A 17,709-nucleotide genomic window follows, 5' to 3' on the forward strand; every position below is an offset into this window, starting at 1 on the left:
CGTCAAGGGTTCGCTGCGCCGAGCTTCGCCCGCCCTTGACCCCGGTCCTTGGCCTGAACTCCCCTTGGCTCACCCACTCGGAATTCAACAGAGGCTTATTGTTCTACCGGCCACCACGAACCCGCTTTCGTGGCCCTCGTCGACCCTCTACAATCCTCTCAAGCTGCGTTCCGAAGTGGATGTAAGTGCTTGGTGGGGCTTGCAAATCCGTTCAGCCCGGTTCGACTCCGGGCCGCGCCTCCACGATGACTCCGCGGTGAACGACGGCCCCCTCGGGGGCCGTTTCGTTTTCGTTCTGCGGGCCGACCTCGTGGTGCGCGTGCCCGACCCCTCGAGCGTCCGCGCGCGTCAAGGCTCGATCAGGCCCCAGCGCAAGGCCATCAGCGTCAGCTCGGACTGATTGGTCGCGCCGAGCTTCTGCTTCACGTGGTACAGGTGCGTGCCCACCGTGCTCGTCGACACGTTGAGCGCGGCGGCGATCTGCGCGACGCTGAGCCCCCTCGCCAGGTGCAGGAAGACGGAGAACTCGCGTTCGCTAAGCACCGCAGCCGGGCTTTCCTCGCCGCTAATCTGCGCCATCGCGAGCGCCTGCGCCGTCGCGGCGTCCAGGTAGCGCTCGCCTTGCGCGACGGCGTTGACGGCGGCAATCAGCGCGTCGGGCGCGCTGCGCTTGGCGAGGTAACCCAGCGCGCCGGCACGCAGCACGCGCTGCGGGTGCGCCGTGTCCTCGTGCGCCGACAGCGCCAGGATGCGCGCCTTCGCATCCTGCGCGAGTAGGCGGCGGATCGCCTCGAGCCCGCCCATGCCCGGCATCGACAGGTCCATCACGACGACGTCCGGGCGCACGTGGGGATAGCCGGCCAGCACGTCCTCGCCGCTGCCGTATTCGGCGGCGACTTCGATGCCCGCGTCGGCGAGCAGCATGCGAAAGCCCATGCGCACGAGCACGTGGTCGTCGACGAGGATCACGCGGGTCATCGGTCCGGTATTCACGCGGGTTGGGGCAGGCTCACCTGCAGGTGAGCGCCGCGCGGGGCGGCGGACTCGAGCCGCATCTGCCCGCCCAGGGCCTCGACGCGCTCGGCGATCCAGCGCAGGCCGTAGTGGCCCGGCGTCGCGGTGCCGGTGGTCGGCAGGCCTTGACCGTCGTCGCGCACGTCGAGCACGAGCCGCCCGTCGCGCGCACCGACGTGCACCTGCAGGTGGCGCGCCTGCCCGTGGCGCAGCGCGTTCGTGATGCCCTCCTGCGCGGCGCGGTACAGCGCGAGCGCGGCGTCGACGCCGAGCGCGACGTCGGCCAGGTCGATGTGCAGCTCGACCGTCACCTGCGGGTGCGCGCGCCGGGTGCGTTCGACGAGGTCGGTCAGCGCCGCCTCGAGCCCGAGCGTGTCGAGCACCATCGGCGCCAGCCGCGGGATCAGCCCGTGCATCGCGTCGTACAGCTTCGACGACTCGTCGGCGATCAGCCGCGCCGCCTGCTCGACGGTCGCGTCGACGCCGTGCACGCGCTGCGCGATCGACAGCGCCATGCTGCGCATCGCCGTCACCGACTGGCCGAGCTCGTCGTGCAGCTCGCGCGCGATCAGCCGCCGCTCCTGCTCGATGTGGTGGTCGATCCAGCGCGCGAGCTCGCGGCTGTCCGACAGCTCGCGCTCGGCGCGCATCGCGCGGCGCTCGGTCTCGAGGTTCTCGCGCAGCACGCCGACCATGCGGTTGAACGCGGCGCCGATCGCCGCCGCCTCGCGTCCGGGCAGTGGCGGCAGTTCGACGTCGAAGCGTCCGCGCTGCAGCTCGTCGAGCGCCTCGATGATGCGGCCGAACGGGCGCACCGCGCGCCCCACACCCCACAGCACGAGCGCGTTGACGGCCACCAGCAGCGCCAGCGCCGCGCCGGCGAGGACGACGAAATCGTCCCACGCGTCGAGCACTGCGCGCGACGCGTTCGAGCGCACGACGAGCTTGCCGTCGGGGAACTCGATCGACTGCACGGTGGGCGGCGGCGCGATGAGGCGGTCGAACCACGCCGGCGCATCGCGACCGGCCTTGTACGGCGACGGCGGCGAGCGGTACAGCTCGGTGCCGTCGGCGCCGTACAGCGTGATGTCGTTCGAGCGCACCCGGCCCACCCCTTCGAGGTAGGCCTGCATCGCCGCGGTGCCCTGCGCGGCGTAGCCCCAGGCGCTGCGGTTGAGCAGCTGCGAGGCCACCCGGTTGGCCGCGACCGTTTCCTCGGCCACCGCGGCGCGCATGCCGCGGAACTGCAGCCCGAGCAGCGCGGCGACGAACAGCGCCGTCAGCGTGCCGACGATCAGGTTGATCTTCAGCCGCAGGCTCATCGCGCCGCCCCGCACTGTGCCGCACTGGTCAGACCTGCCAGCGCCTTTGCCATCGCGGCCGCCATCGCCGGGTGCGTCGGGTCGTGGCCGGCGCCCTCGACGATCTCGAGCATGCTGCCGGCGATCCGCCCGTGCGCCAGGCGCGCGCCTTCCGGCGGGCAGACGCGGTCGCGGGCGCCGTGCAGCAGGTGGGTCGGCACGGGGGGCAGGGCGTGCAGCCGCTCGACCAGCGGCGGTGCCGCCAGCCAGCAGTCGTGCCGCAGGTAGTGCGCCTGCACGCGGTAGCGCTGCCGCAGCGCCTCGCAGGCGGGCAGCGTCGTGGCGGCGGCGGCTCCCTGCAGCGACTGTTCCCAGCGCCACCAGGCGGTCACGATGGAGCGCTGCTCGGCCTCGTCGCCGTGGTCGAGCCTGGCCGCCAGGTGTTCGACGAGGCGCACGCTGGCGGCGTCGGCCGCCGTCTGCCAGCGCCGCCATGTCGGCTCGCCGTCGCGCACCGCGGCGGCGAAGAACGCATCGATGTTGTCGCGGCGCGCGAGGAACAGGCCGCGCAGCACGAGCGCGGCGACCGCGTCGGGCTCGTCGAGCGCGTGCGCCAGCGCGAGCGTCGCACCCCACGAGCCACCGACGACGACCCAGCGCGCGACGCCCAGCGCCCGCCGCAGCGCGCGCAGGTCGGCAAGCAGGTGCACCGTCGTGTTGTGCGCCGTCGCGCCGGCCGGCGAGCTGAGCCCGGCGCCACGCTGGTCGACGCCGATCACGCGCCAGGCCCTCAGGTCGAACGCGCGCACCAGCGTCGGCGAGCAGCCCGATCCCGGCCCGCCGTGCAGCACCAGCGCCGGGCGGGCGGTCGGCTCCCCCCACTCGTAGACCTGCAGCTCGTGGCCGTCGCCCACCGGCAGGCGCCAGCGGCGCGGCGCGATAGCGAGCGGTGCTGACGGGTCGGATGCAGCGGTGACGGTCGACACCGTTCAATGGTAGCCAGCGCGGCGACGGCGCCCCGGCGCGCGAATCATGAAAATCATGAGCCGAGAATCATGGCTGCGGGGCTTTGCGGTCGCGGCGCGCGGCGACACCATGTGGCACGGGATCGAAATCCCCGCCGTGCCGTGTGGTGCGGTGCCACGACCTGTTGGAGACTCACGATGCAGTGGCAAACCCCCCAAGCCTGCGACTTCCGCTTCGGCTTCGAAATCACGATGTACGTTGCGGCTCGCTGAGCCGGGCCGATGAGGCCGACGCCCCGGGTGCGCCCGGGGCGTTTCGTTTGAACGCGCTGCCACACCGCTTCGTATGCGCATCACGGTGCTCGGTGCCGCCGCCGGCGGCGGTTTCCCGCAGTGGAACTGCAACTGCCGCAACTGCCGCGGCGTGCGCGACGGCAGCGTGCGCGCGAAGCCGCGCACGCAGTCGTCGATCTTCGTGCGCCCCGACGACGGTGCCGACGGCGTGCTGTTCAACGCCTCGCCAGACATCCTGCAGCAGATCCGCGCGAACCCGGCGCTGCAGCCGGCACGGCGCGTGCGCGACACCGCGATCGCCGGCGTCGTGCTGATGGACGGCCAGGTCGACCACACGACCGGGCTGTACATGCTGCGCGAGCGTGGCAGCCCGCTGCCGCTGTGGTGCACCGACCCGGTGGCCGAGGACCTGACGCAGGGCAACCCGATCCTGAGCGTGCTCGACCACTTCTGCGGCGTCGAGCGGCACCGCATCGCGCTCGACGGCACCGCGTTCGAAGTGCCGGGTGTGCCGGGGCTGAGCTTTCGTGCGCTGCCGCTGCAGTCGAAGGCCGCGCCGTACTCGCCGCACCGCGACGCGCCGGTGGCGGGCGACAACATCGGCATCACGGTGACGGACCGCGCGCGCGGCACGACGCTGTTCTATGCGCCCGGGCTCGGCGCGATCGAGCCGGCCGTGTTCGACGCGATGCACCGCGCCGACGCGGTGATGGTCGACGGCACGTTCTGGACCGACGACGAGATGATCGCGCTCGGCCTGTCGCGCAAGACGGCGCGCGACATCGGCCACCTGCCGCAGTCGGGCGCGGGCGGCATGATCGAGTGGATGGCCCGGCTGCCGGCGCGCACGCGGCGGCTGCTGATCCACATCAACAACACCAACCCGATCCTCGACGAGGACTCGGCCGAGCGGGCCGCGCTCGCCGCCGAGCGCATCGAGGTCTGCGAAGACGGCATGGAGATCACGCTGTGACGATGCGCGCCGACCTGATCCAGGAAGCCCGCCACCCCGCCGACGGCGGCGAGCCGTGGCCGCGCGACGAATTCGAGGCCAGGCTGCGCGAGCGCGGGCGGGCCTACCACATCCACCACCCGTTCAACGTGATGTTGAACACCGGCAGGGCCAGCCCCGAGCAGATCCGCGGCTGGGTCGCCAACCGCTTCTACTACCAGATCGCGATCCCGGTGAAGGACGCCGCGGTGCTCGCCAACTGCCCCGACCGCGAGGTGCGCCGCGGTTGGGTGCAGCGCATCCTCGACCACGACGGCTTCGAGATCGAGACGCCGCAGGGCACGGTGCGCGACGCCGGCGGCATCGAGGCCTGGCTGCGCCTGGCGCAGGCGGTGGGGCTCAGCCGCGACGAGGTGCTCGACCTGCGCCACGTCGTGCCCGGCGTGCGCTTCGCCGTCGACGCCTACGTCAACTTCGCGCGCCGCGCGCCGTGGCAGGAGGCGGTGTGCTCGTCGCTGACCGAACTGTTCGCGCCCGAGATCCACAAGCAGCGCCTCGCGACCTGGCCCGAGCACTATCCGTGGATCGAGAGCGAGGGGCTGCAGTACTTCCGCAACCGCGTCAGCCAGGCGCGGCGCGACGTCGAGCAGGGGCTGGCGATCACGCTCGATCACTTCCGCACGCGCGCGCAGCAGGAACGCGCGCTCGAAGTGCTGCAGTTCAAGCTCGACATCCTGTGGGCGATGAACGACGCGATGGCGCTGAAGTACGGGGTCGCGTCGTGAGCAGCGAGCTCGCCGCCGACAGCCGCCCGCGCATCGGTGCGGGCTTTCGCCTGCAGTGGGAGCCGGCGCAGCAGTGCCACGTGCTGCTGTACCCCGAGGGCATGGTCAAGCTCAACCAGAGCGCCGGCGAGATCCTCAGGCGCTGCGACGGCGAGCGCACGCTGGCGGCGATCGTCGCCGACCTCGAGCAGGCCTTTTCGGCCACCGGCCTCGAAGGCGACGTGCGCGCGTTCCTCGACATCGCCGCGCGCCAGCGCTGGGTGACCTGGGCATGACCCCGGCCATGACGGCGACGCCTGCCGCGCGCCCCGGCCCGCCGCTGTGGCTGCTGGCCGAGCTGACGTACCGCTGCCCGCTGCACTGCGTGTTCTGCTACAACCCGGTCGATTTCGCGAGCCACGAGCAGGAGCTTTCGACCGACGACTGGCTGCGCGTGCTGCGCGAGGGGCGCGAGATGGGCGCGGTGCAGCTGGGCCTGTCAGGCGGCGAACCGCTGCTGCGCGACGACCTCGAGACGATCGTCGCCGAGGCGCGGCGGCTGGGCTACTACAGCAACCTGCTGACCTCGGGCGTCGGCCTGACTGCCGAGCGCGCCGCGGCACTGAAGGCCGCCGGGCTCGACCACGTGCAGCTGTCGTTCCAGGACTCGACGCGCGAGATGAACGACTTCCTCTCGCACACCAAGACCTTCGAGCTGAAGAACCGCGTCGCGAAGATCATCAAGGACCAGGGCTGGCCGATGGTGATGAACGTCGTCATCCACCGGCTGAACATCGACCACATCGGCCGCATCATCGAGATGGCGCACGAGATGGGCGCCGAGTACATCGAGCTCGCCAACACGCAGTACTACTCGTGGGCCTTCGTCAACCGCGCGCAGCTGCTGCCCACGCGCGAGCAACTGCGCCGCGCCGAGGCGGTGACCGACGAGTGGCGACGGCGCGTCGGCGACGCGATGCGCATCTTCTTCGTCGCCCCCGACTACCACGAGGGCAAGGCCAAGAAGTGCGTCAACGGCTGGGGCAGCATGTTCCTCACCGTCACGCCCGACGGCACCGCACTGCCTTGCCACACCGCGCGCATGCTGCCCGGGCTCGAGTTCCCGAACGTGCGCGACGCCAGCCTGCGCGAGATCTGGTTCGACAGCGCGGGCCTCAACCGCTTCCGCGGCACCGGCTGGATGAAGGAGCCGTGCGCGAGCTGCGCGCACAAGGAAGAGGACCTCGGCGGCTGCCGCTGCCAGGCCTACCTGATCGCGCACGACGCCGAGGCGGCCGACCCGGTGTGCCGCTTCAGCCCGCACCACGACAAGGTGCAGGCGGCCGTGGCGGCCGCCGAGCGCGGCGTCGTCGAGCAGCCGCTGGTGTTCCGCGACCCGGCGAATTCGCGGCGGCTGAGCACCCCGGCGGCCGGCGGCTGACGCGGCGCTACTGCTCGAGGCGCAGGATCTCGAGCTGCTCGGGCACCGTCTCGAACGTGCCGGTGCCGCCGGGCATCTGCATCAGCGGCTTGCCGTCGGCACCGAGCAGCCACACCGTCGGGTACATCAGCCGCCGCTCGCGCGCGTCGCCGATCGCGCGCTGGAACTCGGTGTAGTTCAGGCTGCGCTCGCCGACGCGCAGGTGCACGCGGTCGGCCCCCGCGGCCAGTTCGCTGCGCAGGTCGACGACGAGGTAGTCGGCGGCGAAGTGCGGCACCAGTTCGGCGGCGTTCGCGGCGAGGAAGGCCTCGTACTTGCGGCAGAACGCGCAGTCGCGCGCACCGAGGTAGACGTACAGCCGCTTGCCTTCGCGCTTCGCGCGCTCGAGCGCGGGCGTGAGGTCGAACTCGAGCCGCGCCGGGCGGCCCTGCGCCTCGACGACGATCGGCGCGTAAGCCGCGGGCAGCCCCGCGCGCGCATCGGCCGCGGCGACGGCCACGGCGGCGGCGAGCATCAGCGGGCGCCACACGGTGCGGTTCGAGGTCAGTCGACGAGCAGTCGGCCGCTGTAATGCAGGCCCTTCGTGTCGTCGACTTCGGCGCGCAGTTCGCCCGGGCCGCGCGGCACGAAGTGGAAGCGGAACATCGGGTTCTCGGCGATCGCGAACGTCAGCTCGGCGTCGAACAGCCGGCGCCCGTTCCACGTCACGTGCAGCTCTCGGACGTAGTGCGGCGGGATGAACATCACGGTGACGTGGTTCAGCTCGAAGCCGGTGTCGTTGGGGTGGATCACCTGCACCTCGGCCGGCGTCGGCGCGCCCGTCCTGACGCCTTCGGGCAGGCGCAGGATCGTCTTGCCGATCAGGTCGGGGCGCTCGCGGTTCGGCGGCGCCGAGCAGCCGCCCGAGACCTTGACGTAGCGCGAGTCCATGTGCAGCTGCCCGTCGGAGAGTTCGGCGATCGCACGCACGTGGCTGTATTCGTCGACGCGCAGCCGCGTCTCGAAGTCGGCCTGGCCGAGCTCGGGCGTGAGGTCGAGCACCGCGACGACCGGCGCCGGGTTCTTGTCGACGACGAGGTACAGGCGCCTGACGTACAGCGCCGGCGTCTGCGGCAGCTTCGAGACGACCTTGACCGGCACCGACGCGCCGAACGCGGCGCGCAGCGGCACGACGAGCTCGACGCGGCTCGGCTTGGCCGTGATCGGCCGGCTGCCGAACAGGTGCTGGCGCACGCGCTCGAACTCGGGCGAAGAATCGGTGTGCGCCGCCGGCGCCGGCAGGCCGCCGGGTGCGGCGAACGCCGCCGGGACCGTGATCGCGCCGAGCAGCGACAGCAGGCGGCGGCGGGGCAGGGCAGGGTCAGGCATCGGCAGGGTCTCCGTGGGCGTCACTTCGTCAGTTGCTCGCGTTCGAGGCGCAGGAACACGATCGACGCGTTGCGGCGGTGGACGACGTCGGCCTGGTCCCACGTCTCGAACTCGGGCAGCACGGCCAGCTCGGGCACCTCGGCGAGCGCGGCGCCGCTTTCGAACAGGTCGCGCACGCGCGCCTGCAGCTGGCGCAGGTAGCGCTCGACGGCGTCGATCAGCGCCGGGCCGGCGACGGGGCCGTGACCGGGCACGATCGCGGTGATCGGCAACCTTCGCAGCGCGTCGAGCGCGCGCAGCCACCCGTCGAGGTCGGCGTCCTGCACGTCGGGGATGCGCCGGTGGTCGAGCAGGCCGCCGGCGAACAGCACGCCGCTGCGCTCGTCGAACACCGCGACCGCGCCGGGGCCGCTCGCGAGCCCGAAGTCGAGCACGCGCAGCCGCCGGCCACCGGCTTCGGCGTCGACGGCCACGTCGATGCTGCCGGTGAACGTCAGGTCGGGCGTGGGCAGCGCGGTGCCCTGCATCTCGTCGTCGCCGAGCGTGCGCCGCAGCGTCGCGAGGCAGCGGTCGCAGCGTGCGGCCATCAGGCGCGCGGCGTCGCGGTGCATCAGCACCGGCACGCCGCGCTCGCGGAACGCCCCGGCGCCGAAGATGAACTCCTGCCGCGCCTGCGTCAGCACGAGCCGGCGCAGCGGCAGCGGCGACGCCTGCCCGATCGCCGCAAGCAGCGCCTGGCCCTGGCGGTACGAGGTGCCGCTGTCGATCGCGACGACGCCGCTCGTGCCGACGACGAAGCCGGCGTTGCCGGTGCGCCCGCGGTTGTCCGGTGCGACCTCGCCGGCGGCGCCGCGCACGACGTAGACGCCGGCGGCGATCTCGGTCGCGACGCCGGGCGGCGGGTCGGCCGCCGGCGCGGCGACCGCGGGCGTCGCCAGCACGGCCCACGCGAGCAGCGCCCCGACGCGCCGGATGCACCGGGCGCCGGCGGCCGCGCGTTCAGGCCAGGACATCGGCGCGTTCGCCGGCGATGCGCCGCAGCGTCTGGCCGCCGCCGTAGCTCGCCGGCACCGGCGCCGGGCCGCCCGGCGTCACCCGCACCGCGCAGTACTTGAACTCGGGGATCTTCGCGAACGGGTCGAGCGCCGGGTTCGTCAGCACGTTGACCGCCGCCTCGACGTAGCAGAACGGCACGAACACGGCGCCGCGCGGCGTGCCGTCGTCGGCGCGCGCGTACAGCGACACCGCGCCGCGCCGCGTCGCGAGCGTGACGACGTCGCCGGGCCTGACGCCCAGCGCGTCGAGGTCGAGCGGGTGCAGCAGCGCGGTGGGGTCGGGCTCGATCGCGTCGAGCACCGCGGCGCGCCGCGTCATGCTGCCGGTGTGCCAGTGCTCGAGCTGGCGGCCGGTGATCAGCACCATCGGGTACTCGGCGTCGGGCCGCTCGGCGGCGGGCACGATGTCCACCGGCACGAAGCGCGCCTTGCCGCCTTCGCGCGGGAAGTCGTGCGTGAACACGACGCGCTCGCCCGGGTCGCCCTCGTGCAGGCAGGGGTAGGTCACCGCGTGCTCGCGCTCGAGCCGCTCCCACGTGATGCCGCCGATGCTCGGCATCGTGCGGCGCATCTCGTCGAACACGTCGCGCACGTGGGCGTAGCGCCAGTCCAGGCCGAGGCGCTGCGCGATCTGCTGGATGATCCACAGGTCCTGCCGCGCGTCGCCCGGCGGGTCGATCGCCTGCCGGCCGAGCTGCACGAGGCGGTCGGTGTTGGTGAAGGTGCCGGTCTTCTCGGGGAAGGCGCTCGCCGGCAGCACGACGTCGGCGAGGTACGCCGTCTCGGTGAGGAAGATGTCCTGCACGACGAGGTGGTCGAGCGCGGCGAGCGCCTCGCGCGCGTGCTGCGCGTCGGGGTCCGACATCGCCGGGTTCTCGCCCATGATGTACATGCCGCGCACCTCGCCGCGCAGCGCGGCGTGCATGACCTCGACGACGGTGAGCCCCGGGCGGTCGTCGAGGCTTTCTGGCGCCACGCCCCAGACGCGGGCGATGCGCTCGCGCGCCGCGGCGTTGTCGACGCGCTGGTAGTCGGGGTACATCATCGGGATCAGGCCGGCATCCGACGCCCCCTGCACGTTGTTCTGCCCGCGCAGCGGGTGCAGCCCGGTGCCGGGGCGGCCGATCTGGCCCGTCAGCAGCGCCAGCGCGATCAGGCAGCGCGCGTTGTCGGTGCCGTGCACGTGCTGGCTGATACCCATGCCCCACAGGATCATCGACGCCTTCGACGTCGCGTACAGCCGCGCGACCTCGCGGATCGTCGCCGCGTCGATGCCGCAGATCGGCGCCATCGCCTCGGGGCTGTAGCCCTCGACGTTGCGCCGCAGCTCGTCGGCGCCGATCGTGCGGCTGGCGACGAAGTCTTCGTCGACCAGCCTCTCGGTGACGATCACGTGCAGCATCGCGTTGAGCAGCGCGACGTCGGTGTCGGGGTTGAACTGCAGGAAGCGGTACGCGTGGCGCGCCAGTTCGCTGCGCCGCGGGTCGCAGACGATCAGCTTCGTGCCCGCCTTCGCGGCGTTCTTCATCCACGTGGCCGCCACCGGGTGGTTCACGGTCGGGTTGGCGCCGATCAGGATCACGACCTCGGCGTGCATCACGTCCATCACCGGGTTGCTGACCGCGCCCGAGCCGATGCCCTCGAGCAGCGCGACGACCGACGACGCGTGGCACAGCCGCGTGCAGTGGTCGACGTTGTTGCTGCCGAAGCCGGTGCGCACGAGCTTCTGGAACAGGTACGCCTCCTCGTTGCTGCCCTTGGCCGAGCCGAAGCCGGCGAGCGCCTTGGGCCCGTGGCGGTCGCGGATCGCGCGCAGGCCGTCGCCGGCGAGCGCGAGCGCCTCGTCCCACGTCGCCTCGCGGAAGACCTCGTGCCAGCGCTCGGGATCCATCGCGAACTCGCCGCGCGCGATCGCCGCCTTCGGCGGCGCGTCGGCGCGGCGCACGAGCGGCTTGGCGAGCCGCTGCGGGTGGTGCACGTAGTCGAAGCCGTAGCGGCCCTTGACGCACAGGCGGCCGTGGTTGGCCGGGCCGTCGCGGCCTTCGACGTAGGCGATGCGCCCGTCGCGCACGTGGTAAGTCAGCTGGCAGCCGACGCCGCAGTACGGGCACACCGACTCGACGCTCCTGTCCGGGGCGGGCAGCGCGGCGCCGCGCGCGGGCATCAGCGCACCGGTCGGGCAGGCCTGCACGCACTCGCCGCAGGCCACGCAGGTCGACGCGCCCATCGGGTCGTCCATGTCGAACACGATCTTCGCGTGCTCGCCGCGCCACGCCAGGCCGATGACGTCGTTGACCTGCTCGTCGCGGCACGCGCGCAGGCAGCGTGTGCACTGGATGCACGCGTCCAGGTTGACCGCGATCGCCGCGTGCGAGAGGTCCGCCGCCGGCTGCGAGCGCGCCGGCAGCCGCCCGCGGCCGACGCCGAGCGCCTGCGCCCAGCGGCCGACCTCGTCGTGGCGCGTGTACGGCGCCTCGGGCAGGTCGGCGAGCAGCAGCTCGAGCACCATCGCCTGCGACTTGCGCGCACGCTCGCTCGCGGTGTGCACCGTCATGCCTTCGGTCGGCGTGCGGCAGCACGACGGCGCGAGCGTGCGTTCGCCGTCGATCTCGACGACGCAGGCGCGGCAGTTGCCGGCCGGCTCGAGGCCGTCCTTGTGGCACAGGTGCGGCACCGCGATGCCCTCGCGGCGGGCGACCTGCAGCAGCGTCTCGCCGGGGCGGGCGGTGACGGCGCGGCCGTCGAGCGTGAAGCGCACCGCGGGTGCGGCGGCCTCGAGGTGTTCGGGGCGGGTCGGGGCGTTCATCGCGTCAGCGCTTCGGGGCGAGTTCGTGGGGGAAGTAGCGGACCACGCAGTCGATCGGGTTCGGTGCCGCCTGGCCGAGGCCGCAGATCGACGCGTCGCGCATCACGGCCGAGAGGTCGGCGAGCAGCGACAGGTCCCAGTCGTCGCGCGCGATCAGCTCGCTCGCCTTCGCGGTGCCGTTGCGGCACGGCGTGCACTGGCCGCAGCTCTCGTCGCGGAAGAAGCGCATCAGGTTGCGCGCGGCGTCGACGGCGCGGTCGCGGTCCGACAGCACGATCACCGCCGCCGAGCCGATGAAGCAGCCGTGCGGCTGCAGCGTGTCGAAGTCCAGCGGCACGTCGCCGAGCGACGCCGGCAGGATGCCGCCCGAGGCACCTCCGGGCAGGTAGGCGTAGAAGCGGTGGCCGTCGAGCATGCCGCCGCAGTGCTCGTCGATCAGCTCGCGCACCGTGATGCCGGCCGGCGCGAGCTTGACGCCGGGCGACTTCACGCGCCCGGACACCGAGAACGAGCGCAGCCCCTTGCGGCCGTGGCGGCCCTGCGCGGCGAACCACGCGCCGCCCTTCTCGACGATCTCACGCACCCAGTACAGCGTCTCGAAGTTGTGCTCGAGCGTCGGCCGCCCGAACAGCCCCACCTGCGCGACGTACGGCGGGCGCAGGCGCGGCATGCCGCGCTTGCCCTCGATCGATTCGATCATCGCCGACTCCTCGCCGCAGATGTAGGCGCCGGCGCCGCGGCGCAGTTCGATCGGCGGCAGGTCGCGCCCGAGGTCGCTCGCGCGCAGCGCAGCGAGCTCGCGCTCGAGCATGCGGCGCAGGCCGTGGTACTCGTCGCGCAGGTAGACGTAGACGGCGTCGATGCCCACCGCCCACGCGGCGATCAGCAGGCCTTCGACGAAGCGGTGCGGGTCGCGCTCGAGGTACCAGCGGTCCTTGAACGTGCCGGGCTCGCCTTCGTCGATGTTGACCGCCATCAGCCGCGGCGCGGGCTGCGCGCGCACGATGCGCCACTTGCGCCCGGCCGGGAAGCCCGCGCCGCCGAGGCCGCGCAGCGCCGAGTCGTCGAGCGTCTGCAGCACCGACTCGACGTCGCGCCCGCCGCGCAGGCACTGCTGCCACAGTCGGTAGCCGCCGCCGGCGCGGTACGCGGCGAGGTCGAGGTGGCTGTGGTGGTCGTGCGTCGTCTCGCCGCGCCCGATCGCCGCCGTCACGTCGTCGGCGCTCGCGTGCAGCACCGGGCGCTGGCCGACGACGGCCACCGGCGCGCTCTCGCAGCGGCCGACGCAGGGCGCCGCGATCACGCGCACGTCCACGCCGTGGCGCTGGGCGAGCTCGGCGAGCAGCTTGCGCGCGCCAGCGAGCTCGCAGCTCAGGCCGTCGCACACGCGCACCGTCAGCGCCGGCGGCGGCGCCTCGCCTTCCTTGACGACGTCGAAGTGGTGATAGAACGTCGCGACCTCGAACACCTCGGTCTGCGAAAGGCGCATCTCCTGTGCCAGCGCGGCCAGGTGCCGCGCCGCGAGGTGGCCGTAGCGGTCCTGCAGCTTGTGCAGGTGCTCGATCAGCAGGTCGCGCGCGCGCGGCGCATCGCCGAGCAGCGCGCGCACTTCGGCGAGCGCCTGCGGCTCGACGCGCCGGCCTTTGGGCGCCTCGCGCCGGCGCTGGCGGGCCGCGTCGGCGACGGCGATCGGGATCACGGGATGGTTCAACGCGGTCTCCGCAGCGCCGCTCGACAATCGGAACAGAAGAACATATTATGTCGGCGCTTCACCGCGCACCATACCGCAGCGCAGAGGCGGTGGCCAGCGGACCTTCCACTTAATTCGGCAAGCAATTTCATAATGTTCCAGGTCCGCATCGAGCCGCGCTGGGAAGTCGAGCGCGACGGCGCGCCGCCACTGGACACGCAGGCGCTGCTCGCGCTGTTGCAGCGCGTGCAGCAGCACGAGTCGATCGCGCAGGCCGCGCGCGCGCTCGGGCTGTCGTACCGCCACGCGTGGGGCCTCGTGCGCGCCGGCGAGGCCTACCTCGGCGGCCGGCTGCTGCAGACGCATCGCGGCCGCGGCGCGACGCCGACGCGCCTCGCGCAGGCGCTGCTGTGGGCCGACCAGCGCGTCGCGGCGCGCCTGGCGCCGACGCTGCAGACGCTCGCCTCCGAGCTCGCCGGCGAGCTCACGCGCCTGGTCGAGCAGGACGCGGCGCACGCGCCGCCAGCGGTGCGCATCCAGGCCAGCCACGGCTTCGCGGTGGCGGCGCTGCTCGAGCAGATGGCCGCCGAGGGCCGGCCGGTCGAGCTCGGCTACCGCAACAGCAGCGACGCGCTGGCGTCGCTCGCGCGCGGCGACTGCGACATGGCGGGCTTCCACGTCCCGCTCGGGCGCTTCGAGGCGGCGGTGGTCGCACGCTGCGCGCGCTGGCTCGACCCCGCGCGCCACGTGCTGATCCACCTCGCGGTGCGCAACGAGGGGCTGTTCGTCGCCGCCGGCAACCCGAAGCGCATCGTGCGCCTGGCGGACCTCGCGCGCGACGGCGTGCGCTTCGTCAACCGGCAGGAGGGCTCGGGCACGCGCATGCTCGTCGACCTGATGCTCGCCGACGCCGGCATCGCGCCGGCGCGCGTGCACGGCTACGAGACGAGCGAGTTCACGCACGCGGCGGTGGCCGCGCACGTGGCCAGCGGCATGGCCGACGTCGGCATCGGCGTCGAAACGGCTGCGCGGCGCTTCGGGCTCGACTTCGTGCCGCTGGTGCGCGAGCGCTACTTCTTCGCCGCCGAGGCCGACGCGCTCGCGCGCTCGCCGCTGCGCGAGGTGCTCGCGATCTTGCGCAGCGACGCGTTTCGCGCCCGCGTCGACGCGCTGGCCGGCTACGATGCCGCCGACACCGGGCGCGTTCAGACGCCGGCCGAGGCGTTCGCGCGCTCGTGGCCGAAGCGGCGCGCGGCGGCTTGACGCACACGCGGAGGGAGATGGACGCAGACGAAGCCTTGCTCGCCGACTGGCGCGACCGCGCACTCGCGGTCGAGGCCGAGGTCGCGCGCGCCGTCGTCGGGCAGGCCGGCGTGCTGCGGCTCGTGACGACGGCAGTGTTCGCGCGCGGCCACGTGCTGCTGCAGGGCGACGTCGGTGTCGGCAAGACGACGCTGCTGCGCGCGTTCGCGCGCGTGCTCGGCGGCGCGTTCGAGCGCACCGAGGGCACGATCGACCTGATGCCCAACGACCTGATCTACTACACCTACATCGGCGCCGACGGCCGCCCCGCCGTCGACCCCGGGCCGCTGGTGCGCCACGGCGAGGACCTGGCGATCTTCTTCTTCAACGAGATCAACCGCGCCCGCCCGCAGGTGCACGCGCTGCTGCTGCGCGTGATGGCCGAGCGCAGTGTGGCCGCATTCAATCGGGAGGTGCGCTTCCCGCACCTGCTCGTGTTCGCCGACCGCAACCGGCTCGAGCGCGAGGAGACGTTCGAGATCTCGACCGCCGCGCGCGACCGCTTCATGATGGAAATCGCCGTCGAGCCGCCGGCGGGCGAGGCCGAGCGCGCGAGCCTCGTGTTCGATGCGCGCTTCCACGACACCGACCGCCTCGTCGGCGCGCTGCGCGCCGGCGTCGTCGACCACCGCGCACTCGAGGAGGTCGGCGCCGCGGTGCAGCGCCACGTGCAGGCCTCCGACGCGCTGCGCCGCTACGCGCTCGACCTCTGGCGCGCGACGGCCACGCCGTCGGCGTTCGGCGTGCGGCTCGGCGACCTCGACGACGCGCAGCTGCTGCTGGCCGGCGCGAGCCCGCGCGGCATGAGCATGCTGCTGCGCGCCGCGCGCGTGACGGCGTGGCTCGCCGGGCGCAGCTACCTCGTGCCCGAGGACGTGCGCGCCGTCTTCGCGCCCGTCGTCGCGCACCGTCTCGCGCTGCAGCCGGTGCACGAGCTGCGGCGCCCCGAGCTCGTGCCGGCGCTCGTCGACGGCATCCTCGCGCAGGTGGCGGCGCCGTGAAGACGCCCGTGCCCGCGGCGATGCCGCGCGAGTTCCATTACCGCGTCGGCGCACCGGTGCGCGGCGAGGTGCCCGGCGCGCACCGAAGCCTGCGTGGCGGCGGCGGTCAGGAGTTCCGCGCCCACGCGCCGCTCGTCGACGCGCCCGACCCGCGGCGGCTGGACCTGCACGCGAGCCTGCGCGACCCGTTCGGCCGCTGGCTCGTGCGCCTGAACCGCGAACGCCGCGCCGTGCCCGTCGTGCTGGCGCTGGACCTGTCGGCGTCGATGGGCTTCACCGGCGAGCGGCGGCGGCTCGACGTCGTCGCCGACTTCGCGGCGAGCCTCGCGTGGTCCGCGTCGCGCAACGGCGACAGCTTCGCCGCGGTCGGCGCCGACGAGGCGGTGCGCCCCGAATGGCTGCTGCCGGCCACGCGCGCGCGCGCCGCCGGCGTGCCGCTGGCGCAGGCGCTGCGCGGCTTCGTGCCGACCGGCCGCGACGCGAGCGGGCTGCGCCTGGCGCCGCAGCACCTCGGCACGCGCCGCGCGCTGGTGTTCCTCGTCTCCGACTTCCATTGGAGCGACGCGCTGCTCGCCGAGGTGCTCGACGCCTTCGCGCTGCACGACGTGGTGCCGGTCGTCGTCTGGGACCGGCTCGAATACACGCTCGGCGACGGTGCGGGGCTGGCCACGCTCGCCGACCCCGAGCGCGGCACGCGCCGCACCGTGTGGTGGCGCGCCGCGCTGCGCGAGCGCTGGGCCGGCGCCGCACGCGAGCGGCGCGAGGCGCTGCGGCGCGTCTTCGCCGCGCGCCGGCTGCGGCCGCTGCACATCGACGGCGCGTTCGACGCCGACGCGGTGACATGGCATTTCCTGCAATGACCTCTCGGGCTGGCGTGCGCGCCTGGGCCGCCGCGGCCGTCGTGGCGGCCGTACCGGCCGTCGCGGGGGCACAGGCCGGCGCCACGCTCGCGATCGACGAGCCGCGCGCCTACGGCTACCAGGTCGGCGACGTGTTCGAGCGCCGCCTCGTCGTCGATGCCGCGCGCACGCAGCGCATCGACGAGGCGTCGCTGCCGGCCGTGGGCCGCCGCGGCCAGGCGATCGAGCTGCGCGCGCTGCGGCACGAGCGCATCGACGCGGGCGAACGCACGCGCCACCTCGTCGTGCTGCGCTACCAGATCTTCCACGCGCCGGTCGAGGTCACGACGCTCGAGGTGCCGCCGTTCTCGCTGCGCCTGTACGGCGCGCCGCGCGACGAGACGCTGCGCGTCGAGGCGCTGCCGGTGACGGTGGCGCCGCTCGTGCCGGTGGCCGTCTCGCCGCGCGAGGGTCTCGGCGAGTGGCGTCCCGACGCGCCGGTGCCGGCGGTCGACGCCACGGCGAGCCGCCAGCGGCTGGTGGCCTACGCGGTGCTCGCGCTGCCGCTGCTGGGGTACCTCGCGCACGTCTACGTCGGGCTGCCGTGGCTGGCCGCGCGGCGGCGGCCGTTCGGCCGCGCTTGGCGGGCGGTGCGCGCGGCCGGCGACCCGCTGGCGGCGCTGCGCGCGGTGCACGAAGCGATCAACGCCACTGCCGGGCGCGTCGTGCTCGAAGGCGACCTGCCGCGCTTCGTCGCCGAGCACCCGCGCTTCGCGGCGCTGCGCGACGACTTCGCGCGCTTCTTCGCGCAGTCGCGGCAGGCGCTGTTCGCCGGCGGCGCGGCGGCGGTCGACGCCGCGTTCGTCGCCGACCTGTGCCGGCGCTGCCGTGACGTCGAGCGGGGGTCGGCATGACGC

17 protein-coding genes are annotated in these 17,709 nt (G+C 73.5%); 9 read left to right on the forward strand and 8 right to left on the reverse strand.

The window, feature by feature from the left end; genetic code table 11:
- Positions 1-348: 348 nt before the first annotated feature.
- The 3 genes from DRV96_RS01530 to DRV96_RS01540 are packed head-to-tail and all read right to left on the reverse strand — an operon-like array spanning position 349 to position 3,301.
- A complete protein-coding gene (locus DRV96_RS01530; RefSeq protein ID WP_119286944.1) occupies positions 349-978 on the reverse strand; it encodes a response regulator in 630 nt (209 codons plus the stop codon).
- 11 nt (positions 979-989) lie between these two features.
- On the reverse strand, positions 990-2,336 hold the full coding sequence (locus DRV96_RS01535; protein ID WP_119287418.1) for an ATP-binding protein: 1,347 nt from the start codon (positions 2,334-2,336) through the stop codon (positions 990-992).
- Complete coding sequence (locus DRV96_RS01540) at positions 2,333-3,301, reverse strand: alpha/beta fold hydrolase (RefSeq protein ID WP_235823239.1); 969 nt, start codon at positions 3,299-3,301, stop codon at positions 2,333-2,335. Before DRV96_RS01540 ends, DRV96_RS01535 begins: the two co-directional genes overlap by 4 nt.
- A gap of 177 nt (positions 3,302-3,478) precedes the next feature.
- Here DRV96_RS01540 and pqqA point away from each other — a divergent pair, with 177 nt between their 5' ends.
- From pqqA to pqqE, 5 genes are all read left to right on the forward strand, one after another.
- Positions 3,479-3,553 (forward strand): pyrroloquinoline quinone precursor peptide PqqA, encoded by a 75-nt coding sequence (gene pqqA, locus DRV96_RS18830; RefSeq protein WP_119287422.1) that lies wholly within the window; start codon positions 3,479-3,481, stop codon positions 3,551-3,553.
- 73 nt (positions 3,554-3,626) lie between these two features.
- Positions 3,627-4,547 (forward strand): pyrroloquinoline quinone biosynthesis protein PqqB, encoded by a 921-nt coding sequence (pqqB, locus tag DRV96_RS01550; RefSeq protein ID WP_119286947.1) that lies wholly within the window; start codon positions 3,627-3,629, stop codon positions 4,545-4,547.
- Positions 4,548-4,549: 2 nt separating this feature from the next.
- Entirely contained in the window at positions 4,550-5,311 is a 762-nt protein-coding gene (gene pqqC / locus DRV96_RS01555; protein ID WP_119286949.1) for a pyrroloquinoline-quinone synthase PqqC, read from the forward strand.
- Positions 5,308-5,586: a pyrroloquinoline quinone biosynthesis peptide chaperone PqqD gene (gene pqqD / locus DRV96_RS01560; protein WP_119286951.1), complete on the forward strand. Its 279-nt coding sequence runs from the start codon at positions 5,308-5,310 to the stop codon at positions 5,584-5,586. Before pqqC ends, pqqD begins: the two co-directional genes overlap by 4 nt.
- A gap of 8 nt (positions 5,587-5,594) precedes the next feature.
- Complete coding sequence (pqqE, locus tag DRV96_RS01565; protein WP_119286953.1) at positions 5,595-6,731, forward strand: pyrroloquinoline quinone biosynthesis protein PqqE; 1,137 nt, start codon at positions 5,595-5,597, stop codon at positions 6,729-6,731.
- A 7-nt stretch (positions 6,732-6,738) separates the two neighbouring features.
- Here the strand turns inward: pqqE and DRV96_RS01570 are convergent, their stop codons facing one another.
- The 5 genes from DRV96_RS01570 to DRV96_RS01590 are packed head-to-tail and all read right to left on the reverse strand — an operon-like array spanning position 6,739 to position 13,671.
- Positions 6,739-7,260: a thioredoxin domain-containing protein gene (locus tag DRV96_RS01570; RefSeq protein WP_235823240.1), complete on the reverse strand. Its 522-nt coding sequence runs from the start codon at positions 7,258-7,260 to the stop codon at positions 6,739-6,741.
- 14 nt (positions 7,261-7,274) lie between these two features.
- On the reverse strand, positions 7,275-8,099 hold the full coding sequence (locus DRV96_RS01575) for a quinoprotein dehydrogenase-associated SoxYZ-like carrier (protein ID WP_119286955.1): 825 nt from the start codon (positions 8,097-8,099) through the stop codon (positions 7,275-7,277).
- A 20-nt stretch (positions 8,100-8,119) separates the two neighbouring features.
- Positions 8,120-9,112, reverse strand: coding sequence for an MBL fold metallo-hydrolase (locus tag DRV96_RS01580; protein ID WP_119286958.1), 993 nt, complete (start codon positions 9,110-9,112; stop codon positions 8,120-8,122).
- The gene (gene fdhF, locus DRV96_RS01585) at positions 9,099-11,960 is read right to left on the reverse strand and encodes a formate dehydrogenase subunit alpha (RefSeq protein ID WP_119286960.1); all 2,862 of its coding nucleotides are present in this window, start codon (positions 11,958-11,960) and stop codon (positions 9,099-9,101) included. The genes DRV96_RS01580 and fdhF overlap by 14 nt, the downstream gene beginning before the upstream one ends.
- Before the next feature lie 4 nt (positions 11,961-11,964).
- The gene (locus DRV96_RS01590) at positions 11,965-13,671 is read right to left on the reverse strand and encodes an NADH-ubiquinone oxidoreductase-F iron-sulfur binding region domain-containing protein (RefSeq protein WP_119287427.1); all 1,707 of its coding nucleotides are present in this window, start codon (positions 13,669-13,671) and stop codon (positions 11,965-11,967) included.
- Between the two features lie 132 nt (positions 13,672-13,803).
- On the opposite strand from DRV96_RS01590, the gene DRV96_RS01595 reads away from it, so the two are divergent.
- Genes DRV96_RS01595 through DRV96_RS01610 form a run of 4 tightly spaced genes read left to right on the forward strand, consistent with a single transcriptional unit; the run spans position 13,804 to position 17,706 of the window.
- The gene (locus tag DRV96_RS01595) at positions 13,804-14,913 is read left to right on the forward strand and encodes a substrate-binding domain-containing protein (RefSeq protein ID WP_119286963.1); all 1,110 of its coding nucleotides are present in this window, start codon (positions 13,804-13,806) and stop codon (positions 14,911-14,913) included.
- 17 nt (positions 14,914-14,930) lie between these two features.
- Positions 14,931-15,953 (forward strand): AAA family ATPase, encoded by a 1,023-nt coding sequence (locus DRV96_RS01600; RefSeq protein ID WP_119287430.1) that lies wholly within the window; start codon positions 14,931-14,933, stop codon positions 15,951-15,953.
- Positions 15,950-16,813: a DUF58 domain-containing protein gene (locus tag DRV96_RS01605; protein ID WP_119286965.1), complete on the forward strand. Its 864-nt coding sequence runs from the start codon at positions 15,950-15,952 to the stop codon at positions 16,811-16,813. The genes DRV96_RS01600 and DRV96_RS01605 overlap by 4 nt, the downstream gene beginning before the upstream one ends.
- Positions 16,810-17,706 carry a hypothetical protein gene (locus DRV96_RS01610; RefSeq protein ID WP_162910919.1) on the forward strand — a complete coding sequence of 299 codons (897 nt, stop codon included), beginning with the start codon at positions 16,810-16,812 and terminating at the stop codon, positions 17,704-17,706. Before DRV96_RS01605 ends, DRV96_RS01610 begins: the two co-directional genes overlap by 4 nt.
- The last annotated feature ends 3 nt before the right edge of the window (positions 17,707-17,709 follow it).

It is taken from the genome of Azohydromonas sediminis (genome assembly GCF_003574675.1).
Lineage (GTDB): Bacteria > Pseudomonadota > Gammaproteobacteria > Burkholderiales > Burkholderiaceae_C > Calidifontimicrobium > Calidifontimicrobium sediminis.